At 41.7% G+C, this 26,636-nt stretch carries 16 protein-coding genes; 5 read left to right on the top strand and 11 right to left on the bottom strand.

The window, feature by feature from the left end; genetic code table 11:
* Positions 1–4: 4 nt before the first annotated feature.
* Positions 5–1,018: a GTPase ObgE gene (obgE, locus tag IH597_12450; protein MBE0663261.1), complete on the top strand. Its 1,014-nt coding sequence runs from the start codon at positions 5–7 to the stop codon at positions 1,016–1,018.
* Positions 1,011–1,577, top strand: coding sequence for a phosphatase PAP2 family protein (locus tag IH597_12455; protein MBE0663262.1), 567 nt, complete (start codon positions 1,011–1,013; stop codon positions 1,575–1,577). Before obgE ends, IH597_12455 begins: the two co-directional genes overlap by 8 nt.
* A 185-nt stretch (positions 1,578–1,762) precedes the next feature.
* On the opposite strand, the gene IH597_12460 is transcribed toward IH597_12455, so the two are convergent.
* The 3 genes from IH597_12460 to IH597_12470 are packed head-to-tail and all read right to left on the bottom strand — an operon-like array spanning position 1,763 to position 5,530.
* On the bottom strand, positions 1,763–2,227 hold the full coding sequence (locus IH597_12460; protein ID MBE0663263.1) for a pyridoxamine 5'-phosphate oxidase family protein: 465 nt from the start codon (positions 2,225–2,227) through the stop codon (positions 1,763–1,765).
* Between the two features lie 9 nt (positions 2,228–2,236).
* Positions 2,237–2,593 carry a phage holin family protein gene (locus tag IH597_12465; protein ID MBE0663264.1) on the bottom strand — a complete coding sequence of 119 codons (357 nt, stop codon included), beginning with the start codon at positions 2,591–2,593 and terminating at the stop codon, positions 2,237–2,239.
* Positions 2,594–2,632: 39 nt separating this feature from the next.
* Positions 2,633–5,530 (bottom strand): hypothetical protein, encoded by a 2,898-nt coding sequence (locus IH597_12470; protein ID MBE0663265.1) that lies wholly within the window; start codon positions 5,528–5,530, stop codon positions 2,633–2,635.
* A gap of 295 nt (positions 5,531–5,825) precedes the next feature.
* On the opposite strand from IH597_12470, the gene IH597_12475 reads away from it, so the two are divergent.
* The 3 genes from IH597_12475 (at position 5,826) to IH597_12485 (ending at position 7,929) form a co-directional block, all read left to right on the top strand.
* Positions 5,826–6,644 (top strand): hypothetical protein, encoded by an 819-nt coding sequence (locus IH597_12475; GenBank protein ID MBE0663266.1) that lies wholly within the window; start codon positions 5,826–5,828, stop codon positions 6,642–6,644.
* A 148-nt stretch (positions 6,645–6,792) separates the two neighbouring features.
* Entirely contained in the window at positions 6,793–7,392 is a 600-nt protein-coding gene (locus tag IH597_12480) for an archaeosortase/exosortase family protein (GenBank protein MBE0663267.1), read from the top strand.
* Positions 7,393–7,413: 21 nt separating this feature from the next.
* Positions 7,414–7,929 carry a hypothetical protein gene (locus tag IH597_12485; protein ID MBE0663268.1) on the top strand — a complete coding sequence of 172 codons (516 nt, stop codon included), beginning with the start codon at positions 7,414–7,416 and terminating at the stop codon, positions 7,927–7,929.
* 118 nt (positions 7,930–8,047) lie between these two features.
* On the opposite strand, the gene IH597_12490 is transcribed toward IH597_12485, so the two are convergent.
* The 8 genes from IH597_12490 to IH597_12525 form a co-directional block, all read right to left on the bottom strand.
* Positions 8,048–8,290: a hypothetical protein gene (locus IH597_12490; protein ID MBE0663269.1), complete on the bottom strand. Its 243-nt coding sequence runs from the start codon at positions 8,288–8,290 to the stop codon at positions 8,048–8,050.
* A 49-nt stretch (positions 8,291–8,339) separates the two neighbouring features.
* On the bottom strand, positions 8,340–10,316 hold the full coding sequence (locus IH597_12495; GenBank protein ID MBE0663270.1) for a hypothetical protein: 1,977 nt from the start codon (positions 10,314–10,316) through the stop codon (positions 8,340–8,342).
* A 31-nt stretch (positions 10,317–10,347) separates the two neighbouring features.
* The gene (locus IH597_12500; GenBank protein MBE0663271.1) at positions 10,348–12,453 is read right to left on the bottom strand and encodes a hypothetical protein; all 2,106 of its coding nucleotides are present in this window, start codon (positions 12,451–12,453) and stop codon (positions 10,348–10,350) included.
* A gap of 55 nt (positions 12,454–12,508) precedes the next feature.
* On the bottom strand, positions 12,509–13,543 hold the full coding sequence (locus IH597_12505; GenBank protein ID MBE0663272.1) for a T9SS type A sorting domain-containing protein: 1,035 nt from the start codon (positions 13,541–13,543) through the stop codon (positions 12,509–12,511).
* 94 nt (positions 13,544–13,637) lie between these two features.
* Positions 13,638–18,170, bottom strand: a complete 4,533-nt coding sequence (locus IH597_12510) for a T9SS type A sorting domain-containing protein (GenBank protein ID MBE0663273.1) — start codon at positions 18,168–18,170, stop codon at positions 13,638–13,640.
* A 639-nt stretch (positions 18,171–18,809) separates the two neighbouring features.
* Entirely contained in the window at positions 18,810–20,756 is a 1,947-nt protein-coding gene (locus IH597_12515; GenBank protein MBE0663274.1) for a T9SS type A sorting domain-containing protein, read from the bottom strand.
* Between the two features lie 73 nt (positions 20,757–20,829).
* Positions 20,830–24,063 carry a hypothetical protein gene (locus tag IH597_12520; protein MBE0663275.1) on the bottom strand — a complete coding sequence of 1,078 codons (3,234 nt, stop codon included), beginning with the start codon at positions 24,061–24,063 and terminating at the stop codon, positions 20,830–20,832.
* A 1,144-nt stretch (positions 24,064–25,207) separates the two neighbouring features.
* The coding region (locus tag IH597_12525; protein ID MBE0663276.1) for a hypothetical protein at positions 25,208–26,636 on the bottom strand (1,429 nt) is incomplete at its 5' end.

A 26,636-nucleotide genomic window follows, 5' to 3' on the forward strand; every position in this document is an offset into this window, starting at 1 on the left:
GTAAATGAGCAACCAGAATTTTGTTGATTATGTAAAGATTTTTTGCCGCTCCGGATCAGGTGGCGGGGGTTCGGTGCATTTTATCCGGAACCGGCAAACTGCGCGCGGGGGTCCCGATGGTGGTGACGGCGGACGCGGCGCTCACATCATGCTTCGTGGCAATAAGCAATTGTGGACCTTGCTGCATCTCAAGTACACTAAACATATTCATGCTCCCAACGGAGAAAGTGGTGGGGCTCAACTCAGTACCGGAGCGTCCGGAAATGATGTGATTCTAGAGGTTCCGCTTGGAACCGTTGCCAAAGATGCTGAAACAGGTGAAATCCTGCTTGAAATTACTCATCACGATGAAACCCGCATTTTGTTTGAAGGAGGACGTGGCGGTCAGGGCAATGATCACTTCAAAACTGCTACTCACCGCACCCCGCGGTTCGCACAACCCGGCGAAGAAGGTAAAGAAAGCTGGGTAATCCTCGAATTAAAAATCCTGGCCGATGTTGGCCTGGTTGGTTTCCCGAATGCCGGAAAGTCCACCTTGTTATCAGTGGTTTCTGCAGCCAAACCTGAGATTGCCGACTATCCTTTCACCACGCTTACGCCCAACCTCGGAATAGTTGCCTACCGCAACGGCCGCTCATTTGTGATGGCTGATATACCCGGAATCATTGAAGGCGCTCATGAAGGCAAGGGTTTGGGAACGCGTTTTTTGCGTCATATCGAGCGTAACTCATCGCTACTTTTTATGATCCCCGTTGATACAGCCGATATTAAAAAGGAATACGAAATTCTGTTAAACGAACTCCGGCTTTATAATCCCGAATTGCTTGACAAAGACCGCTTGCTGGCGCTTACCAAATCAGACATGATTGATAAAGAATTGATGAAAGAAATGGAACACGATCTTCCTGATTTGCCACATGTGTTTATTTCATCGGTAAGCGGTCAGGGAATTCAACTGTTAAAAGATATGCTGTGGTCGCAGTTAAACCCGCCAACTGAAACTGGAAGCAATGATTGAGTTCCTCAAAAATATTGACACGCAACTCTTTCTTTTTTTTAATGGTTTCCACAACCCGTTCGGCGACTTTGTTATGTACTGGCTCTCCGATAAATATATCTGGGTTCCGTTATATGCTTTTCTGCTTTACCTTCTTTTCCGTTATTATGGTAAGAAAGCATTCATATTCATGGTGTTGGTTGCTTTACTGATTACAATCAGTGACCAGGTTTCGGTTCACTTTTTTAAAAATGTTTTCCTGCGATTGAGACCTTGCCACGAACCAGCCCTCGAAGGAATGGTTTATACGCTTGGAAGATGTGGCGGAAAGTATGGTTTCATATCATCCCACGCAAGCAACAGTTTTGCTATCGCAGTGTTTATGGCGCTTCTGCTATGGAATAAAGTGCGAACCGTTGCCATCATCATGCTGATATGGGCCGCAATGGTTTCTTACAGCCGTGTGTACCTGGGCGTTCATTATCCCGGAGATGTTTTGGTTGGTGGGATGGTTGGAGCGCTGGAAGCTTTGCTGGTTTATGGACTGTGGCGGATCATTAAACAGCGGCTAAAATTCTAGTCCTGGTTGGGGGAAGTCAGGTTCATGGTTCAAAGTTCAAGGTTCGACGTTCAAGGTTGAGTCCACGAGTCCACTTCGAAAAAGTCATTTTACCACGTAGGCACTAAGAACACTCTCTCAGCCCTTTGCTCTCTGCCCATTGCCTTCTTTTCCTTTGCTCTCAGCCCTTTGCCCTCAGCCTACTCCTAATACCCGTAAGTCCTTCCCTCCATCTTTTCAGCCACAACCTTATATACCAGCACGTTTATAATTGCCGGGTCATTGTATTTGAAGTCGTCGCGCCCAGTGTATTGTTTCATCAGCATGTTGAGTATGTTTCTTTTTTCTTCAGGGTCTTCAATAAACTCAACTTTGCCATAAATCAACACGCTGCGGTATTTCATCCCATAAGAACACGCTACATCTTCATGCTGGTGCCGAAGTTCAAGATCAGCGCTGAATGAAAGACATACACTGCTATTGTTTCGTAAGATGTTCACTTTTTTCCCTTCGGGAGCAGAATGAAGGTAAACGACCCTGTCGGCATAACCGAAGTTCATTGGTAAAACGTAGGGCTGATTGTTCTGGTCAACCATAGCCATGGTGCAATAGAGGCATTTGGCAATGATTTCTTCCATCGAGGATTGCAGGGTGATTTGGCGACTATGCATAGCTTTAGTTTATTCTCTGTTATGAGTCTGGCGTGTGCTTCCAATTCCTAATATTGAAGAAATTATTGACAGGATGATGCTGAATAACAGTGCCCACCAGAAGTTCTCAACACTAAACCCCGAAATAAAATACTCTGCCAGCAAGATCATAGCTGCATTGATTACCAGCAAGAACAAACCAAAAGTAAAAATGGTGATTGGTATTGTTAGAATAATCAATATGGGCTTGAGTATTGAATTGAGCAAAGCAAGTACCACTGCCAGTATAATGGCCGTTGAAAAATCGGCGATATGAACACCGGGAAGAATATAGGCTGCTACAATTGCGGATATTGATGTGATGATGATTCTGATCAGCAGGTTCATATTTTCAATTTTAGGAATAAATGTCTGGTGCAAACTTAATCAATAAGTAGGTAACATATTCCTTCTGCCATTGAGTTTCTGCCCGACATCATAAAAATTAACACCCCATAAAAATTCGAAAGTGAATGTGCTTTCGTTTTCAAGGTACACCGTTCTGAACCCGAGTTCATACGGCATAGGCATGCGCAACAAATGGGCATCTATCAGAATATCAAACCCGAAAGAACCATAATTGCTTATTTCCTCCTGGTATATAACCTGGCTGTGTTCATAAAAAAAGTTGGCTTTGAGCCTCTTGGCATACATGATTGAACCAATAGCCAGATCTGGATACCAAAGTGGTAGCGTATAGCTTGCTGAAAGAAGTAAAAGCTCGTCGTTTGGAAGTGCGTGGTAACCTTGAGCGGGGCGAATTGCGTCGCCAAAATAGGTTGATCCGTAAATTTTTTCCTGCCAGCCGGAATACAAGCGAAAGCTATGATGCTTTATTAATCCAGGAAGAAAAATTGATGCAGCGGCATGGGTCAGACTTCCGGCATTTACATCGGTGAACGGCTCACTTCTGCGAAATGGCGTGTGAATAAAACTGGCCGCTACAGAAATGCCAAGTCTGGGATACAAATCTCTAAATGCCATGCGGCGATATGCATAAGCTGAAAGCCGGTATGATACTGAGCGGCTTCCACGTTTGCGCGTATCGTCCTGGAAAGTAAAAGAGTAAATTTCCTGTGAAGTGCTCACCCTGGGTGTAAATCCATAAATCAAAGCATTGTGTGTGAAAGATAGCGGCAATCCAATACCTCCGGTGATTTTGCCAGTTGATGTTCTGAGCTCTATTACGCTGTCGCCATTTCTGTAGTAACGGTCTTCAGCACCTGTTTCCAGCCGGAGATCAAAAACCGGGTAAAGCGCTTTGAATGATAAATCTACAAAAGCCTTATGGCCATCATTCAGTGAATCATACTCATAACCCAAAGCGAGCACTGTAGTGCCCATTAAGTCTTGCGAGAAGGCTGTTATTCCGGGATTCACCATCATTTCATCAACATCAATAGCTGCCGGAAACCAGCTATGAAAGTGAAACAGGTTCAGAAACTTGTTGTATTTTCCTGAATCAAATTTCTGACTTGATAAGGTAATTGTATCAACGATTAGATTTTCTTGTTGAGCAGCAGCCTTAAAAAGATCAAGAGAAATACTTTTAATTTCCCTTTCGTTCACAGGTAACGATTGCCCTGTGCCTGCTTCTCCCATCTGATATCCGTATGAAGTGTAATCGGAAAACAAAATTTTTGAGCCATCGTCAGTGTCACTGGCGCATGTTGCACCGAAAGGAGAAGACAAAACTTTATTTAGCTGCTGATTATTTAGATCCCAAGAATAAATTTCATCTCTCCCGCTCCAGGTTCCTGTAAAATAGATCAATGAATCATGGATGGCAGGTTCGGTAATATCATTAAAGCCCGAATGAAAAAGATGTTCGAATTCAGGATTCTCAATCCCGGTTCTAACAATTGACTTTCCTTTGCCCTCAACAAAAGCAATTGCAATGAGAAAAGTTTGGCAATCGCTCCATTCGGGTTCTATGATAAAGTCAATGCCTGAATCAGTAATACGCTGCAATTCTGCGCCATCACTGGTATCAAAAATCACAAGTGCCCACTGGTTGGTTTCATCTAATTCAACCGCCACAATCTTTGAACCATCCGGAGAAAGCCTGGGTGCTTGAAAGCGCCCTCTTTTAGTGATTAGTTTGCTTTGTCCTGATTCTATATCTAGAACCCTGATGTTTGTCCAGTTTCTGTATTCCCACCTTGGATCCGGGTTGATTTCCAGCCATGCAGCCAGTCCGTTGCTGTAGCTCATGCTGATGTAAAAACCAAAACCCGGTGTAAACAGTATTTCCTCTGATCCATCCCGTCCTACTTTGACTAGTCGCGGAATATCGGCAGGCGAGGTACGAAAAGCAATAAGATGATCATCATCTATGTACTGTGGGTTTATGTAGTTAACGTAGTCAAATCTGCTGTCAGTTTCAATAATTTGATAATCCGAAACCGGAGCATTGTTTAAATTTTCCTGCCATTCCGTTTCAAGTTCTGAAATGACTGATTGATAATTTTGCGAAAGTCTTTTTCCTGTCGCTTTCCTGATTCCCCTTGCAAATGAGCCCGGAAGGAAGGGAGTTCTGGCAACCTGCCGGGTCGCAGCCTGGAAAGGTTCAAAACCGTGTTTACTCTGTAAGGCGGCCACAAGATGATAACCGAAAGCGTAATGGTCGGGAACCATATCCCGATAAGAACCAAGTGTTGCTTTATCGAATCTGTATGCTCCCTGCTCCAGTACCTGTGCGGTTAAAGGCATTTTAAATGCAGGCAGTCTTCCACGACCCGAGCGTGTAAAGGAAGTCTCAGCAAGAACTGCATCACCTTCAAGAAACCATAACGGGATATGCAAACCAACAACTGCCCCGGTAATGTGTTCTCCAAAAATTCTGGAGAAAAACCTTGTTGTGGAAGTGTTCACTGCTTCTACCTGTACAACATGACGAAACTCATGCACCAAGAGGTATTTCATCCAGTCAATCGCCTGGTTGTTATAAGGAATGGTGGTAACCAATTCAATCCTTTTGGGAGCCCACATAACAAAACCGTTACTGAGCATTGTTTGATTACGTAGAACAACCGGGATAGGTTTGGGATTGCTGTTTAAGGAACTGCTCAAAGGTTCTCTTATTGCTTCCAGAAATTGAGCCTGTTTCTGAACCTGACTTTCCCAGGCCTCCGGATAGATTAACCGGAAATGATTGGTACGCAGTTGCCGCCATCTTTGAGAAGCCGGATCCTGGCCATAAGTGTAGTATTGAGCCTGCAGATCATTTACTAGTAATATGAAGCCGTAAAAAAGTAACAGCCAAAAGATTTGATTTTTATTCATACAGGTAATTGCTTAACGCAAAAATAAACAACTTAACCTGAGTATCGCATTCTATTAGTTTATAAATACCCGTATGTGCGCATTACTTCTGTTGAATTCTGTCCGGATAAAATTTATCCGGACAGAGTAAACTCAAAGGTTTAACTACTGTTTATCTGATTATTAGCATATTTTTTGTCCAAATAAAATCTATTCGGACATAGTTCTATTCTTTAATCCCGGCTCTTCGGAGAATGTGTCCTAGTTTTGCAGCACAGAATTAAATTTATTATTTAACCCTAAACAATTAATTAGTATGAAAAAACATTTTATTAGCCTTGCAGTGATCTCAATGTTCCTGCTTTTTTCGACAAACTTCGTAACTGCTGATAACACAAATGCCCCGCAAGCATCAGTAAATGCATTTGCAAAACATTATGGCCAAATACTTGAAGCATCAGAAAGAGGGCCACTTGATGCACTCGTTTATATTGATCTTGAACTGGAAGATGGTAAAGTACTTGATGCATTGCTTAATTTAGGCTATACAATAACAGTAGCCACTGACTGGTTTGATTTCAGCACTGAATTGAACACCGGTGATTATGGGCTTGCTGTTGCATTTAACCAAAACTTCACATGGGAAAGCACCGGAGCAAAGCCCACCTTGCTTCCTGCATTAACTGCATATATAGGCAATGGGGGCTCTGTGGTTTTTGGTGATTGGAGAACCGATAATGACTTTGCTACTTTATTTGAAGCACAGTTTACCGGCGTTAATAACCAAACTCAAATGACCCTTGATGCCTCTATTGAAGATGGACTCCCAAATCCATTAACACTCTCAAATACGGGTTGGGGTATTTTTTCAACAGGACTCGTAGCGATCGGAGGCGGGCAGGCTTTAGCTACCTTCCCTAATGGTGATGCCTCAATAGTTAGAGGTAATAGCGGCAGAACAATTATTTTGGGCTATTTGTCAGATACACCTCCTGCAGACGACAGACAGCAACTATTTGAAAATTTGTTCGTAGTAGCAACAGACCCACCAGTTCCACTCTCTAACTGGGCGCTTTATCTTGGCATTTTTCTTATGATTGCATTTGTTGTTATCCGTTTCAGAAGAATGATCTAATTCTATCTTTAAAACACATTAAAGCTGCTTCTTAAGAAGCGGCTTTTTTTATGACACTTAAGTAATCTTTTGTTCATTCTTCCAACTGTATTTTTTACTACTTTTAGCGGCTTAATCAAGCAAAGCAACTAATAACTTCCAGAATCTTATGTCGCCATCAAAAAAGTTATCTAAACAAGAAATTAAAACCAAGCAGCATGAAAAAGCAGCTAAAAAGGAAGCATTCCGTCAATTTCTAAAGCATTTTATGCCCCTCGTACTGGCGGTGGTACTTTGGCTGATTATTAGTGCAATCCTGCATTTGCCAGCATTCAGAAGCCAGGTCCAGGAGTTCTTCATAAGATTTACGTTAGATGCGGCTGTTGGTTTTGGCAAGCTGATTTTCTTACCTGTTGATAGCTATGTATTTCCTAAGATTACTGTGGGTGGCTATACAATGGAAGTAATTATGGAATGTACTGCTTACAACTTTTATATCTTCGTTGTGTGCCTCAGCTTATTATCACCTGTTAGTTGGAAGAATAAATTGCTAACACTTGTCATTTTCCTAACTGCAGTTTTTATGGTGAATAATCTTAGGTTCTATACCATGGGTTATGTTGGAAAACATCACTCGCATCTTTTCCATGATATTCATGACTACCTTTGGAATATTCTATTTGGTTTTCTTGTTTTCCTGATATGGCTGTGGCGTTACAAAGATGCAGGGATCAAAAAACCAGTAGTACCAGAAGAAATAGGCAAATAACTTATCAACACCCCCGAGGATATGGCACTAGTGTCTTCAAAAGGAACAAAGATCGTAGCATTAATAATTATTTCTGCGATCGTGTATGCAGGCTGGTTAAAAGGTCTAGAGATCATCTACACCCGTGTGTTGGTTGCCGGAACAAATGTAGCCCTGGGTATGGTAAAGAAAGACACGCGCATCGAATTGGAGAAAGCAAATAGCACTTTCCAATTTAAGGTTCGCACACGTATTGATGGCAGAAAAGCATCGTTTACTCAACCATTCGGCAGTTTACTACAGCCGTTTGTAATAATACTTTCCTGGCAGATATTTCTTCTCATCGCTATCTCATTTAAATCAGCGGTCAAAGCTTTTGGTGTTAATGTGGGGATTTTTCTTTTGTTGCAAATAGTCTTTCTAATTTTGTTGACAGGTTATCACTCTTCAGAAACCCAAAAATTCATTTATATTCTATTTATGGATAGTTTCTATATTATGGCACTGGTACTGGTAATCAAGGATAATATGCTATATCAGGTTTTCCGCAGAATATAACTTGTCATAATTTCAACTCCCCTAAAAAATATGAAACGCAAAAAACCCTAAGACTTCTGGATGAACCATAAGTCTTAGGGTTTATTTTGATACCAACCTCTTGGTACTTGACGATAGCCTATTCGTTCAACGATGCTTTGCGCGCGTCATACACTTTCTTTGCACCGTATCCCAAACCCATCGCCAGGAGCATCACAAGTCCACTACCAATTGGAGCATTGCCGCCGATTGGGCCACCACCGCCTGAGCCCCCTCCAACACCTGGATCACCAGGACGCGGTTGGGCTAAAGAAGTGTTGATCAAGGCGCCGGCGCCTATAATTGATACGACAAGGAATAGTTTTCTTAGCGTTTTTTTCATAGTCGTGTTGCTTATTTTTCGATGATTATAATTCATTAATTTAACGGGATTAATCTACAAAAACTTTTCGTGAACTAATACCCTGATCGCTAATCACCTTAACAACCACATAGGAGTTGGATACAGGTAAAGTAATAACATTCATTTGTTCCGTGAGTGCTTCACGAACCAATTCCTGACCCAAAACGTTCATAATAATGATTTCACCTTTTGCATTTCCTGCATCAACATACACTTGTTTATTGATTGCAAAAATATTTGCAACTTGCTGATCCATACCAGGTACACCGGTTAGCGTCTTAAAGTGAATCTGGAAACGGTTTACATCGTCTTCCGTATTCGCAACAAAATTATACACCGGGTTATCGCGCAAATTCCATTGCACATCAGCAACCTGATCGTAAAGCCAAACAGGAAGCATATCATCAAAGGAATTTATACCTGAAGCTGTAAGTGACATCATCGCATCAACACCAGCCTTAAAGCCAACGTTGACAGGGATTTCATTGTTAATTGAAGGCATTGCATTGATGGCAAGTGATTCATTATTTGAAGTAACTGAGTAAATCTGAGGAACGTCTTCTGAAGCTACTAGCTTAAAGAAATCAAATTGTTCATCATAATTTACACCAGCGTCTTCAGCAAAACGAATCACAGCTTCATCGCTAAAATTGCCATGCTGAACTAACAGGCGTAAGGTATTTGTCGGGTCACTCTTGTAGAAGTTCTGCGTTGTGTGAGCTCTTGCGGCATTACTTACTCCAATCGTTCCATTGGCTGAAGCCTTAACAAAGAAACCTTGCATCGGTGGAATGAATTGTGATCCATTATTTGCGGGAACACCAAAGGCATAATATCTGTAGTTATCAATGGTTTCATCCCAATAGGCTACACCATTACCTACATTTACGCGTGTCCAACCTGCTCCGTCGACATCAAGTGCTGAGGGATATGGATTTCCAACAAGGTTCCATCCATCGTAATCAGGATTTCCGGAAGTACCAAGAGCTGTAACAGCGATGCTGTAAGGACCGTCGTTTAACATACCTGTGAATTCAAGCATCTTATCGTCGGTTCCGTGGAATGCCGTTGCATAACCAAGCATTGGTGTATTCAGAGTTACTGAAGTCCACTGGTCGGGTTGTACATCAACCCATACACTTCCTGGTTCGTTCCATGTCTGCAAATAACAGTTCAGGAAAACATCATAAGACTCAACAGCATTAACAGGTACTGAAACCAGGTGCCAGGCCAGAAAACCAGGCATAAACTGCTTTACAGTTCCGTCAAACATAAGAGGTGCACCTAAATTCACGAATGATCCGGTTCCGGTTGGATCAGAATCAATCAGGAAATCTCCACTGACAGCAAGTGCTGCACCATCATTTACTGTAAGCTCTCCATCTATTGCAATTGAAAGATCATTTGCGACAGCGGAGGAACTTATGCTGGCAGCGCCTTCTACGAAAACATTGTGAAACGAGTTCGGAACTACATCCAGACTCCAATCGAGCGCTGTTTCCCATGCGCCATCAACTATGATATTATCAACAAAACCGCCTAATACAGCTCCGTCAACAAGATTTGGAATGGCAACAGCAACGAATGATGTATTAAAATACTCAGAAGCATAAGGTGCATTAGTTATAAAAGCTAAATCCGAATTACCGCCAAGATATGTGAAACCAAGTGAAACCAATTCCCCATCTGGTATAGTAAATAATACAAAATTTGGATGGTACATTTGAATTCGTAAAATGGTTGGAGACATATTCGAAACCGTTATCTTAGTAGGATCAGAATTGTTAATGACACCGGTAAATGATATCACTGAGGGATCATACTCAACATAAATTAATACACCGAACACACTAGAAGGGAAATCGCTAACATTAATTGGCATTTCAATAACGCCACCTACTGCAGGAACATCCTCTCCTGAGAGAGTCGGGGTTGACACTGTTTGTGCAAGCGAAACCGATCCTGTGATCAGTAAAACGCTTAAAAGAAATATCAGTTTTTTCATATTGTAAGATTTTAATTTTACTTAATTAATACTAGGGGATCACATAGGAGGCATTAACGTCACCAGAACTTAATCCCTTAATATTTACTGATACATCTCCACCGGAGACAGTGATTTGAGGATTCTCAAAAGCCCATAAAGGAGCAGTCCAGGCAGGAACAAACGCATTTGGAGGCAAACTGTTGCTGATGATAATTGCATCAAAAACGTTTACTGTCGCATCTGCATTAACGTTGGCCACCTTGAACACAAGAGTACCCGGTACATAAGTACCCGGAGCAGCATTGGCTATGATGATTGCATCAAATATATTCACGCCACCCCATGGTATAGATGTTGAGGCGTCGAGCATATAATCTCCATCAGCAACATTAAGAAACTCATAATAGCCATCTACGTCTGTAGTTGTTGTTTCCAGAATGCTTAAGCCATCGGAACTTTTGAGGTGTACTTCTGAGTTCGCAAGCGGTGTATTAGCCTGATTTGCATATTCTAAATATCCGCTAACCATAAATCCGCCAGGAGTAACATTCACTCCACCATCTTCAAGGCTGATCGGAATCAGGTTCAAATCAGTGTCATACAATTCAACACCTGGGTTGAAAACCACAGGGGCAGCGCCGGTTCCCGGATAGTTAAAGTTAAGTTCCACCAGCAATCCATCTGCCATAAGCTGACCACCGGAGTTGCTCCAATTCAGGGTAACCTGATTTGAAGTACTTGTTGCAACCCATCCTGAAAATGCAGGGTTGGTTGCGGTAAAACCAGTGTAGATAAGTTTACCTGCCGGGAAACCAACTTTTAGTGTGATAGAACCTACTATTATAGAAGCGTCAAAATCACTGGCTGTAATAGGAACTACAACAGGGAAACTGGTTGTTCCACTTACTTCACCGAGAGTCAATGTTGCATCATGATCTGCAGGAACTACCATCCCATTCTCAAATTCAACAGGTATAGTTTCAAGATCAGTGTCAGTGATTAAAGTTCCCGGGCCAAATTCAACCGATGCCAAACCGCCCCCATTATACATAAACTTTACTTCAAGAAGCAGACCGTCACCAATAGTCAGACCACCAGAATTAGCTCTGTGAATGGAGAGTACACCACCTGAAGCACTCACGATCCATCCAGCTATGGATTGATAAGGAGTATATGCTGAGAATGTAAGCTTCGCGGGATCATAACCAATTTTAAGCGTTATTGCTCCTACTTCAAAACCTGCAAAGTCAGCAGCATCAATAGGAATGGTAACGAGAGTACCAGGTGTACCATTAACTGTTCCGAGGGTCAGTAAAGGATCGCCAAACAGAGGTGATACAACTGTGTTTACATAATTCACCGCGATTGGTGAAAGAGCATCAGCAATTTCGCTTCCCGGATAAAAAGCCAGGTCAGCATCACCACCGCCATTGTAAACAAATTTCAGGTCAAGCAGGGTTGCAACTGATGTGAAATCCTGTGCAGCTCCTATCCAGTTTAATGTCAGAAGCCCATCGTTTGATGCTGAAGCTACAACACCAGCAATTGCATGTTCTACTTTCCCAGCATAAACAAGTTTAGCAGGATCATAAGCAATTTTGAGTGTTATAGAGTTCACTGCGCCAAAGTCAGGTCCTTCAATAGTTACAGGTACTGTTGCTGTGCCGCCCACAAGTACCAGGCCAGGATCAACCAGTGATACCACATTGGTAGTGGTAACCTGGGTAACGCTGCCAGGAATAAAAGTCGCGGCAATTGGAGCCAAATTTGACCCAACAATTTCAGCGCCTGTAACTGCTACCGGAGTAGAGAATCCCCCTGGATAACTAAATTTCAGGTCTAGCAATTTACCGTTGATTGTAGTTCCGGCCATACTCTGCCATGTGATCCTAAGGAAATCCCCATTACTAACATAGTTGGCCATGATGCCAAGAAAAGCGGGGTTTTCGAAGCCACTAAAAGTTAGCAGGTCGGAATCATATTCAATATCTAATGTGATAGCGTGCACATTTCCATTTGTGAAACCCAGCATGTCAAGAGGAACCAGAATTACACCTGGCTCTTCAACAACATCATGAATTTGCACTGTTTGTGCCATCACCCCAGATACGGTAAACAGCAGGACGAATATCAATTGATATATCCTTTTTATCATATGCTGTAGGGTTTTTCGTTTCATAATATTTTCTTTCATATTCATTGATAATGGTTCATTGTTTAATTATTTTCACAGTGTTAAGCACCACAGCTTCGCGCTTCAGTTGAAGAAAATAAAGGCCGTTTTGAAGGTCATTTGTATAAATGCTTCCAGAACGTCCCTCATTCAAATCAATGTTGGACGCATTATAAACACTTTTGCCCAACAAGTTAACCAGCTCAAGGCTGACATTGCTCATCGGAGTGTTTACCGTATAGTAAAGCTTATCGCTGCAGGGATTAGGATAAACATTGAGTACAGGATTTTTCTTAAAATTGTCATTTATTCCAAGCGGAGTCACCAAAAGGATGGCAGAGTCGCTGGTAAGATAACAATCATCGAGAGTAATGAGACACCTGAAAAAATGATTATCGAAATCCAATGGAACACTATTAATAATGAGTTCATCGGTATCAGTTCCGGAATAGTACATATCATTGGCAAGATTGCTCCAGCCGTTGCCGGAATTCAATTGCCACTGATATGTTGAAACACCATTCTGGATAATAGTGAAAGTAACAGGATCATCCTCAATAACAGTAACACCCTGAGGTTGATTGATGATTTCAATCGGTTCTACAAATCCATTATTAAAAATGGCATTGCCAACCAATGTCAGATCAGATAAAGCAATCTCACAATCATCACTCAAATTGAGTGTAGGTGATCCATGCTTGTAAACAAGCTTCAGATCAAATAATTTTCCTGAAGATATTGAGACTGGGGTGTTTCTCCACCAGGTCACAACAATTTCACCATCAAGTTCCATAAAATTGGAGGAAATATTTCCTCCGCTTAAGCTGGCATGCGGATTCATCACAGCATCGAATTCTAGTTCCTGTGTATTGATCTCAATGTTTAGTTGCAAAGAACCAACATTATTAAAATCAGACACAAACACCGGAAGCAGGATTTCAGAGTTCTCGCAATGATATTGCTGATCAATGCTTACTGTAAGCTGGCTGTAAACAGCCGTCTGAAACAGTAAGAAAGCGAGCAATACCATGCCAACCTTGTCCCTTGCTTGTATGATGAATCTTTTACTCATTATATAATATGTACCCTAAGAACCTTAAATCAATGCCTGATTAGAATAGAATTTACCGGAGGGGATTTTCCCCTCCGGTAAAATTCATTCAGGATTATTGCATGATGATCATGCTATTGGTAGCTGTGTGTGTAGCTTCGCCTTCTACAATAATTTTGCAGAAGTAAACACCTGCGGTTAGGTCAGCGCGACCGAAATCAACCGTATGTGTACCAGCTTCCTGACGTGCGCTTACCAATGTTTCAACAACCTGACCCAGTTTGTTGTAAACTACCAGGCTTACATTACCATCTTCTGGTAAATTGTAGCTGATTGTAGTAGTTGTACGGAACGGGTTAGGATAATTGGTCATGAACAATGCATCGCTAACAGTGCTAAGAGCAGTTGTTTCGAGGCTGATGTTCTTGATTGGCTGAGCGTTGCGATCAGCAAGTTCAGTATTGGCTTCAAGTTCGAAGAAGCGGGTATTGGCTTTGATGTCGCCAAGTACGCGTACCTGGATCGTTGCAATGGCATCGCCGAATGCAAAGTTTGCAGGTTGATCGAGGTTGTACCACATCACGCGGATAGTTCCGGTTTCGGCATCAACCATGAAGAAGTCTTCATCGTAATTTACACCTATAACTTCAATCAGGCTGGTGTTGTAGCTAAGATCCAGTGAGATGGCACCAACTTCAGCATTTTGGTCAATGCGGATAGGTACTTCAACAATCTGGCCTTTGCTTACAATTTGTTCACCATTATATACCAGGGCCATTTCGGATTCAGCCTTGAAGCCACCACTTGTTGGTACGTAGCTCGAATTGGCATCACCAAGGGCAAGGTAATAAATGTGGATGAAGTTCTTATCACTAAGAGTGATTGGTGCACTAGTGTATTTGTGCAGCAGAGCATCAGTGAAGTACAAGTATGACTGTGTAGTTGTGGGATATGTAAATGGTACATCATCAGCGTTGTCATAATCAAATGGCATTGGCCAAGTAGTTGTGACAACGTTGGTTACACTAAAGTCAGGATTAGTCTGAGTGTAGGTCAGATCTGGCACTAGACGTCCGGTTACGCGGAAGTTCGGTGAATACTGAACACCAGGCTGGCTATTGGGGAATACATCAATCAATCCAACAGCACGGTAGTTGGTTGTCAGAGCATCAAGTGCAGTGATTCCACCGTTTACGTATGGGTTCGAGCTGTTCACGTCAGCAGCGCTGTGTGAATAGTATCCATAACGTGGTGAATCAGCAACCGGTCCAACCCAATTAAAGTTGTAAGGAACACCATTGATATCAATTGCAGTAGCCATCATTTGAACAGCCAGCGCATCTGTAGCATTTACGCCACCCCAGTTATTATAGGTATAGTTAGCACCAAGATGTGTACCTGAAACAGGAGGAACTCCCGATCCGCCGGGGAATGCATAATGATAGTACAATCCACCGTCCCAAATCTTGAGCCAGTAACCATCGCAACCAAATTCACCAACATACTCTGTGAGATCGAATTCGAAGTATGACATGAATTCAGTAGTAACCCATTCAAATTCGCCAACTTCTACTTCTTTAATTGTAGGTTCAACTTTGGTTACATCAATATATACTTCACCATTCCAAAGTTCTACATAGAAGTAGTCATGAGGATAGGTAGAGTAATCTATAGTTGGATAAGGAGAAGGCATAAAGGTTTCAAACTGGTTCCAGTATTTAACCTGACCTGCAAATGTTGGAGCTACAATATCAACTGTAACTTCATCGTATCCAGTGCAATTAGTAAGGTTGCCAATATAAGCAGTTACATAAACTGTTACCGGTCCTAAATAATTCCACTCGATGGTAACTGAAGTACCTGTATTTCCTCCGATGAAATTACCAGCGCCTGGAGGATTGATTCCCCATACGTAGGTGATGTCATCTGTAAGATAGCAAGTAGAATTTTCCTGAACGGTGAATGTAGATTCAGCGCAGAGGTTCAATACATCAGGCACTATAATTTCAGGATCTGGTTCTTCGTAGAAGATAATAGTGAAGCTTGTTGAACCTTCACATGGACCATTCCCAACAGTATAAGTGAAATCATATTCTCCGCATTCAGTTACTGTAATTGCGAATTCTTCACAATCCTGAACAGCAGACAATGAAATAATTGATACTTCGTCAGTAACATCTTCGCCAAGAAGCATAACAGTCCATGTGCCAACAAATCCGTTAGGATCTTCACAGTCAACAGTTGTGCAAATAGTAACATTGGTTTCGAATCCACAAACTTCCTCAGCAGCATAAGCTACAACTACTGGTTCGTCAAAGAATCCAATTGTAACATAATCTACAGCATAACAATCTTCGCCATTGGATGCCCAATATCCGAACGTGTATACACCGCATAAGGAAACTGTCACTGAACCATTCACGAATGTTGCGGTACCAGGACCTGATTCAAGGAACCAACCTGTTGCAAAATCAGGATGTTCGCAGATTACTGAAGCGCTGCCCATAAGTGGATAGGTAAGTCCACAAACTTCATCATCTTCTCCGGCATCAACTACAGGAATATCGTAGAAGTTAATGGTTACGGTTGATGTTACAGGTTCACATGGACCGTTGGTAACAGTGTATAGGAACTCATATTCACCACAGTCTGAAACGGTAACAACATCACCTACAAACCCAGCAGTTCCTGGACCATCAACGAGGCTCCACTCTGCCGTATAATCTGGATGTTCACAGTCAAGATCAACTTCGGGCATGAGTTCATATACGAGTCCGCAAATTTCATCATTTGGACCTGCATAAACTTCAGGAGTATCGTAGAATTTTATCCAAACAGGATCGCTAACCGGTTCGCAATCATTATTATATACTGTCCATAGCAATTCATACTCTCCGCAGCAACCAACAGTGACCATGGTTTCAGGATCATTTTCATCATCGAAAACAACAGCACAAGGTCCTGGGGTTTTAACAGTCCAAACTCCGTAAGAATCCGGATGAGCGCAATCGGCAGTCCATGATGCTTCAAGTTCAGTGCTTACACCGCAAACTTCCTGATCAGGACCGGCATCAACAACAGGTTCGTCGTAGAAGCTAATAGCAACCAAGTCAGTTACAGGGCCGCAAGGACCGTTTGTTACAGTAAATAGGAAGGTATAGTCACCACAAAGATCAACAACAACATCGTTGCCAGTGAAAACTGCCGTGCCAGGTCCTGATACTTGACTCCAACCTTCCATATAGTCAGGATGTTCGCATGAATATTCTGACCAGGGCATTAATGTATATTCTAATCCGCAAACATCATCGTCTTCGCCTGCATAAATCTGTGGTGTATCATAAAAATCGATAGTTACCTGTGAGGCTGCATAACAAGGGCCGTTGTTTACGAAAAATTCGAAAGTGTAAGATCCGCAAAGATCAACAGTTACTGAATTACCATCAAACTCGCTAACTCCCGGTCCAGATAATTGACTCCAACCGTAATATAATTGTGGATATGCACAATCTACACTCCATGTTACATCAAGGTCATATTCGAGGCCGCAAACTTCATCATCGTCCTGAAGGTCAATCATTGGTTCATCATAGAAGTTGATGTTAACAGTTGTTGCAGCTTCACAAGGTCCATTTGTTACAGTATATAAGAAGGTATAATCTCCACAAACTGATACAGTAACTTCACTGCCATCAAAATCAGCAGTGCCAGGTCCACTTACAAACGACCAGGCTGCTACTGCAGGATAATCGCATTCTACTTCATAACTTGCTTCCAGATCATACACGAGACCGCAAATTTCATCGTCGTCCTGCACATATAAATAAGGAATATCATAAACTTCAACATTGCGAATTACTTCATCACCGCCACAATTGTTATTATTGGCTTGCAGATAAGTGAAAACAAATTGGTAATCACCACATTCATAATCACAGAACTCCAGTGTTTTCTGATATACACCAGGAGCGATAAGGTCAGCTAACAAAATTTGGAAAGCAATTACGCCACCACCATTGATCTCATAAGTGAGGTCGTATGGAGGCAGAGCTTGTGATTGCGGAGGCAAGTTGATGTCTCTGGTGAGCGTTACAACAAACTCAAAGCATTCGTCTTCACAAGTATCGTCAACTTCGGTAACTTCGAGAAGGGGCTTTTCGATTACATAATAGTCACCTTCAACATAGTTGCCATTGTCCCAAGTATAACGAAAAACATAACGGCCGGGTAAATCAGCGCTGGCTGTTGTGATTTCGTCTGGTGGGGAAGCAATAACCACGGTTGATCCCAAAGGAGATGATTCAAGCGACCAAACTCCAATTGTAGGACATTCATCAGCAAAGTTAGTGAACGCTACAATAGGAATTGGCAACCCAATACATACCGATTGAGTTTGAATAAAATAAAGACAGGTAGCGCGATCGCCAGCCTGAGCTTTGATTACTTTGCTGTCCTGACCGGCTTCAATAGGTAGAAGCGCGTAATTTCCGGGTGCAAGTAGCATAGTCTCAACAAGGTCATCGGTCATGGCAACCGACAATTCCTCATCGTTAGCTACCTCGACTGTTTTACCCCATTGGGCGAACGTGTTCACACTTAGCAAACTTAATAATGCCACAGTGAACGTGAATAACAGTAATTTTCTCATTTTCATAACATTTTAGATTAGTGAAACAATAATTATTGGTTTGTTAAACAAAAAAATCGGATTATATATTGATTTTAAGTGAAGCCTGTTTTTAAAAATAAAGAACAAATATACAACGTTGAAGAGCCAAAATCAATGATCTGGCTAAATTTTATTTTTACTTTGACCAAATTACTACTGTTCAATCCGGGTTCTTTTGATTCACCATGCAAATAAACTACAATTTCCAGCAAGTGTTTGTTAAATCTTTGTTAAAAAACCAAATCATTTTAGAACAACTTAGCTACGGTTAATACTAAAATGAAACAATCCTGAAAATTTTCCAGAAACACAGTAAACTAAATGATCACAAACTAGAATCCCTGATATAATCCGGTTCATGGTGCAAAGGTATAACATGGCCCAAGTGAAAGCAAGCCAGTCTTGCAAGACCAAAAAGAAAACCAGTACGGATTCAGGAATCCGAACTGGTTTGAATAAAGTCATAGTCTGATGAAGTCTTTCTAGCTATACGGATAGATTACCAATGCATTGTGCAAGTGCCGCTTATGCTTTTAGAACAATTGTATTTAAAAGAACTGTAAATTAATCGAACTGCCCAGCTTTCTAGTCTTGTAGTAAAATATAATACTATTCTATCTACTTCCTGATCATCTTTTCAGTACCAAACTGATCGCCGCATAGTACGCGAATAATGTAGATACCTTTGGGCCGATCGCTTAAATCCATTTCAAACTGCTGTTCTCCATAATACTCATTTGTTAATAAAAGTTCGCCCAGCATACTATAAACCTCAGCTTTTACCGCTGATTCAATGGCAACAGTTAAACGGATAGAAAATACGCCCAACGTTGGATTAGGATAAGCGCTGAAAAAGGATATCTGATCACCGTACGCAGGATTCTGAAAATCTAGTAGTTCTCCTTCAGTTGAAGTTGTAATAATACTTTTAGCATTGAGGCAATAGTTTCCTTCAGAATCAATATAGGCATGAAAACCACCACCAGAATAAACACTGAATCCATCCTTTAGCACAATTGACTTACCTGCAATAAGTTGAAGATATCCACCATTCAATACTTCAACAATGCTCCCATTTCCAGCGACTGTAATTGTTTCAGTAGCTGATAAACATGTATCTGATGTTGAATTGATTGTGACATCTGCCAGTACTAAGTATTCTGGGATCCCACCCTGGTCAGGCAAAGTCTCGAAAATCATCTGTGTGCCCAATGATGTACCTATTGCGTTCGTAGCATATGCTTTGTAAAAGTATAAAGTTGATGGATTAAGATTCTCCAAAACCGCACCAAATTCGCCAATTCCACTTCCGATTGAAAACTGCGTTCCGGAAATCTCAGGATCTGGATCTATTCCCCAATAAACTCCCCGATCAGTTACTACTGAGAGACCGTCAGATGTGACCTCCCCACCAATATAGGCAGAATGATAAGTAATTTCAGACGGATCAACCGTATTTACCTGGGGTAGGGATAAAGTAGTAAATACTATTTCACTTCCTATGGCAGTACCAATACTGTTGGTTGCATAAGCCTTAACATAATACAATGTAGCAGGCTCGAGGGAAGTAAGCATTCCTTCGAAAACGCCTATTCCTATACCAATTGAAAAAATATCTCCAGTAACATCAGGATCCGGGCTAGTACCCCAAAATATACCCCTGTCAGTGATATTATCGCCGCCATCAAAAATTACTTCACCCCCTACCAAAGCTGTCTCATTGTTAATCCCGATAGCTTCAGAAGTAATAACCACAGGCAGTGCAAGTGTTGTAAACATCACTTCTTCTCCATAGGCAGTCCCTATCTCATTTGTTGCAAAAGCTTTTACAAAATAAATTGTTTGCGGGTCTAGAGGTTGTAACAACTGGGTAAATGTTCCAACTCCGTCACCTATTTCAATACGGGATCCAGTTAGCTCGGGTTCAGGATAAAGACCCCAGTAAACTCCCCGATAACTGACCGTATCACCCCCATTGCAGGTTATTTCACCACCAACAACTGCTGATATATCTGTAATTTCAACAACCGTCGAAGTTGTGACTTTAGGTAGTAATACTGTGCAGAAACTCAATTCATCACCATAGGAAACCCCTTCGCTATTAACAGCGTATGCAATTACAAAATAATTTGTCGCGGGATTCAGTGCATCAAGCGCATAAGAAAACAACCCTGAGCCTGAACCCAGCAATACCTGGGTTCCCGAAATAAGGGGATTGGGTTCAGTTCCCCAAAAAATACCACGCTCAGTGACCGCAACCCCGCCATTGTAAGTTACATTTCCGCCAACAATTACCAATGTTGGTTCAAGGATTACAGGCTCAGAAGTAATAACTGTTGGAGGTTCTTTAGTAGTGACATCATAACCCTGATGAAAACCTTGCGATAGAAGAAATGAGCCATTGTTAAGAGTTTCTGTGCTAATTTCGCCAATAGTCCAGTCAAGTCGTAGAGTTGTTCCTGAGAACTCCCCTCCACTGGTTGATATAACATCCTGCACCACCTCCTGTGACCAGCAAACCAGCGAAAACAAGAAACTTATTAGAATCAAACCTGGTGCTTTCATTTAGTTAGATTTATAGTTGTTAAATATTTATCAAGTTGTAATTGCTGGCATGTGACTAATAGGTCAAAACTTACTAGTCCTTCACGCATCTGACAGATGTATAGGCAGATTTTGCAATTGTCAGCATATCAAACGTTGCAGAGGAATTGTATAAACGAACATGGAAGTAATTTGAAGCGGAAGGGGTTGATGTTGCAAAGTTTCCGGTTGACTTAAATCCAATAAAGAAACCGTTATGGAAACCGCCACCAAAAGCTGTAAATCCACTTTCGTTTGTTGCAGCAGTATTATTATTCCAATGGGCATTGCCTTCTTCCTTCATCTTTCCACCTGCAGCAGTTGATCCACCAAGGGCAGTTGCAAGTGTCTCGAATTCTGTTTTAGTCGGCACGCGCCAGCCAGCAGGACATATACCTTGTGAACCCTCAGTAGGCACATAATTCATTAACTCATCCCAGGAATAGAGTCCTCCATATACATCGCAATTAGTAGGTTCATTGGCCATGCAGAATTTTTCAATAATACCATTGTTACTGGGGCTGGTGTATATCTGATTACCAACGTTTAGGTTCTTAGCCATCCAGCATTTATTTTCAATCTGAACAGTTGAATAAACCTTATTATCTCTCTCATCAAGCAGGTCCTCTCCACAAATAAATACGGGTACAAAACTTACCTTCACAGTATCACTGCTTGAGTAGCACACAGTGCTTATGGTCCATACCAATTCATACACCTGACCATTGGGTACACCAGTAAATTCTGTAGAGGGATCGTAAATATCTACGAATACACCACCGTCACCTGATGCGATACTCCATTGGCCTATACCACCGGTAGTGCAGGTATTACCTGCCAGCGTTACAGTACTACCTTCAACATTAAGCTGATCTGGCCCTGCGTTTGCAATTGCAGGATATAATCCAAAAGTTATTATCAGAGTGTCTGATGTTGCACCACATGCATTAGAGATTGTCCATACAAGTTGGTATGTTGATCCGGGTACTCCACTTAAAGTAGAGTTAGGATCATTAATATCTGAGAACGAACTCCCGGTTCCTGATAAAACAGACCATAGTCCGGTATTGCCTGAACCTGGGTTGTTTGCTTCCAGGGTGTGAGGAATACATGCGTTAAGTGCATCTGGTCCGGCGGAAGCTTGAATAAGTGTTGGACAGAAGCTGATAGTAACTTCATCAGAAAACGATTGATTACACAAATTGGAAATGGTCCATGCTAAAACATAGGTTTCATTCGGTTGTCCAAAAAATTGGGTCAGAGGATTTGTGGATTCTGCAAAAGAGCCGCCATTGCCTGAAACAATCGTCCACACACCACTGCCATATCCTGGTATATTTGCCTCAAGGTAGGTTGATACATCATCAATATTTTCCTGGTCATTTCCGGCGTTGGCCTGAGAAGGCAGTTGTTCAAAAGTTACAGAAACAGTATCAGAACTTGAGCCGCAGGCATTGCTGATAGTATAAACCAGCACATACTCCTCACCCGGAAGTCCGGCAAGTATGGCATCAGGATTACCGGGATTTGTCATCTGGCCTCCTGTTCCGCTTATGATTGCCCATATAGCATCATTGCCTTCGCCCATATCATTTCCTTGTAAAATATAATTACCACAAACATTTTCAACATCCGGACCTACGGCAGCCAAAACCAAATCGGGGCAGAAACTGATTGTAACCTCATCAAAAGAAAACTGATCACATAGCGTTGTGATAGACCAACGTAAGATATAAGTTGCGCCAGCCGTTCCATCAAACAGCGTTTGTGGGTTGGTTGGGTCAGCAAATCCATCTCCTGAACTTAGAGTTCCCATGCTTGATTCGATAGTCCATAAACCTGTGTTTCCTATTCCCGGTATATTTGCAGCAAGCTGAGTGCTTGTGCCATCAATATCGGTTTGGTCCTCACCAGCATCAGCCTCAGTAAGGATCGGACAGAAATATATTGTAACTTCATCGAAGGATTCTTCACAATCAGAGCTAATTGTCCATTTCAAGACATAAGTTTCGTTAGGTAAGCCGGTAAATACACCATTATACAGTGCAGGGTTAACAATTTGACCGCCTACGCCGGAAGTGATTGTCCAATTTCCTGTATTGCCACTCCCAGGCTGATTACCGGCCAGGGTGATTGAAGTACCAAGAACACCTGGCTCATCTGAACCAGCAGAAGCTAATGTTAAAGTATAACAGAAATTGATTTCTACTTCGTCATAATTGGAGCCGCAACCGGTTGAAATGGTCCATCTCAGTTGGTATGTCGTTCCCGGTATTCCATTGAATGTAGTAAGCGGATCGAAGATATCGTTAAAACTTCCACCTACTCCTCCAGAAACAGACCATATGCCAGAATTTCCTACCTCAGGTATATTGGCTGATAATTGTGTTGAAGCACCAATAAGCCCTGTTTGATCCACACCTGCATTGGCAATGGTATTGGGTGGGCAGAAACTAATATAAACCTGATCAAATGTTTCGCCACATTCGTTGGTTACGGTCCATTGCAGAACAAAATTACCACCTGTTGAAACGAGCAGCGCGTTTGGATCTGTATAATCGGATAAACTAACAATCACTCCATTGTCCTGGCTGATAATACTCCACAAACCAGTTCCATGATTAGGGGATTCAGCTTCAAGAGAGGTACTGGTACCTGCAACATCAACCTGATCAAGACCTGCATTGGCCGATGAAGGAGGTGGAAAGCACTGTTCTCCTGTAGTTACCCATTGTTCACCATTAAAATAAACCATCTTCCCTTCATCAGATACATATACCATCATTCCAGGAGTAGCTCCGGTAGTCCTGTTCTGAAGATACTCCTGAAGCTGAGCCCAGGTATAGGCAGGCGGGCCTCCGGCTTCTTTTGCATAAATGGCATAAGGCACTGAAAGTAGCTGAGAGGTTCCTATTAAAACAAAATTATTGCCTCCGGCAATGTCTACCTCAACTTTAACAAAGTAGTCGCCAAGTCCCCAAGAAATAAGTCCGAACGATCCGATATCGGCGTTTCCAGATCCGATATCAAGGGTGATCAATCCGCCGGCACTGGTAACAACATTGTGCACTTCACGATACACTTCAGGATTTTCGGGCGCAACTGGTACAACACCAATGCGAACACTAACATTTGATTCAACAATCGGATTGCCTAACAAATCGCGGACAACAGCCTGATATTTAAAGGCCTGCGGTGCCTGAGCCAGTAATGAAACTGTGAGTAAGAGCAGGGCAAACATAATCAGCCCACGCATTCTTTTTACTAAACGGTAGTTGAAAGGGTTCATAATTTAATTAATTATTAGTTTAGAATGAATTTTCAAACAGATGGGTCAGACCCACTCTGCAGGTCTGAACTCATATTAAGATTAGCTTAAAGGATCTCCCCCATCCTTTTGCGAATTAATCCGGCTATACTCAAAAGGTACTACCTAAATAAAAAAAATAATCATTCCGGATAATAAATATCTCAGCATGATATCGAACAAAACTAATTTCAAGGAAAAAGTTTTATCTCCAAAGAAGCCTTCCAATGGCGGATGCATGAGTTTTTACCTTGAATGAAAAAGAAATGTCCTCTCGTAATATTGAATTCACTATAAGAAAATATCATGAACTCAAAGCGTAAAGATATATTAACTTTTAATGTGGCCTAACTTTTAAAAAAATTTTTAATAATCTACATTTGCATAACCAGCAACAATCTCTTGCCCACACTGCATCGAATCAATGGAACCCGCTAATAACAAAAGCTCTGGTCAGAGTTTGGCAATGTATATTTATGCATACTAATTCCTTGATAGTATTCTATCTCCAAAAAGGGATTTTACCAATTTGAATTTTTGAGAGAATAGTCTTTTAGTGGAACAGTTAACCTTTGACAACCCAATGGCCATAGGGAGGTTGTGAACTGCAATACTCCATCGCAATGAGAAATCAAGTCTTTAAGGGAATGGTAAGTTTGTGTTTTAGACTAAAACTGTTATTGTGAGGCGGAGCCAGGATAAGGGGAAAGCTCTATTAATAAACATTGATTTCTTTACCTAAATAAAAAATATTTTTACACGGCTGAGAGAATTTAGACTCCATAATTTTAGTTTAATACCAATGCTAAATAAATCACAAGAATTTCGTCGGCCTCATTAAGTTTGCACCAAATCCAAACATGATAATAAGGAAGGTAAACCGTCTCAAGTATAATAAACAATTCATGAATAGTTTTGGTTATCAAAACATTGCAAACTAAAAGTTTATATTATTAAGCATGCAATGTATATAATTAACCAACTCTCGTACATAGGATTCATCCTTTACAGAATCGAAAAGTGATAAGGTCTGAAGTGCAGTTCTTCGAAGAAAACTCAGTGTTTACAGGCCCCGCAAACAGGTAACTGTTAACCGTAACTGAAAGAAATTTTAAGGTGTCTTGGATCAATCCTTTACACACCTTACTGAAACAAATGCTGCTTTGCTGATTGTAAGCAAATCATGTGTAGCCGAAGAGTTATATAATCTTGTATGGAAGAAATCTGATCCTGAGCCTGTTGATGTTGCAAAATTTGCAGTTGATTTAAAACCTATAAACAAAGAATTATAATATCCACCACCATAAGCAGTAAATCCGCTTTCATTTGTAGCTCCTACATTACTATTCCAATGAATATTTCCGATTTCCTTCATCTTTCCCCCGGCAACTGTTGTGCCTCCAAGAAGAGTAGTAAGCGCCTCAAATTCAGCCTTAGCCGGAATATGCCAGCCTGTGGGGCAAATCCCCTGTGTTCCTTCAGACGTAGTATAGTTCATGAGCTCGTTCCAAGAATATAGTGCTCCATATTCATCACAATTCGTACTTAAATTCTGCATACAGTATTTCTCAATAATACCATTGTCGCTGGGAACTACCGAGACCTGCTGGCCGATATTCAGGTTTTGGCTCATCCAACACTGGGTGCCAATCACCACTGTGTTGTAAACATTCCCATCTGCATCGCCTATAGCGCTTAATCCGCAGGTCCATTCAGGTGTAGTAAACTGCACCTGGTCACCGTATGAAACGCCAATTTCATTTATCGCATAAGCTCTTACATAATAGGTGGTAAGAACCGAAAGTCCGGTAAGGCTGCTGGTAAATGTTCCGACTCCGGCGCCATCAATGGTCATGCCTACATTGTTGGTGATAGTTGGGTTTTGCGTTAACCCCCAACAAACACCCCGTTGAGTAACAGGCTGCCCACCATCCTGAAGCACATTTCCACCACCTGTAGCTGTTATTCCAGTATTATTTGTGATTTCTGAGGTTGCAACTTCAGGAATACATCCACCCCAGGAAGGGACTCCGTTGCAGTAAACAAGGGATTGACCATTGGTGCCGGGTGGTATCACCATCCAATCAGTGCCATTCCAATAAAGCATTTGGCCGGCAGAGGTTCCATTTTGAATTTTGTTACTGTCAAAATATGCTTTGGTAACAGCATCCTGGTTATTTACAGGATTGGCCATATTTGTGATCCGGCTGTTTCCGGCATTCACTCCTGCATCGGCAACAATTGCGCTTGAAAAACTCTTTGTCCCACCAATGGTTTGGTTGCCTGAAGTTGTAACAGCATCAGTAATTCCATAACCGCTGGTTGTTGTCGGTTTGCCGGTTGTGATTTTACTCCAGTTCAGATCGGGAATGTCTGAGGCAAGCAAAGCCCTGAATGAGGGTGTTCCAGTGGTCCCGTTTGGTGATGCTAAAACAAGATTCGCGTTCTGGGTTACCAAATTGGCTGAAATTGTTCCTGAACCTGTGACAGGAGTGCCCGAAACGCTGAAAATATTTGGCAAGGCAAGGCCAATTGAAGTAACTGTTCCGACATTC

It is taken from the genome of Bacteroidales bacterium (assembly GCA_014860575.1).
Classification (GTDB): Bacteria; Bacteroidota; Bacteroidia; order Bacteroidales; family JAAYJT01; genus JAAYJT01.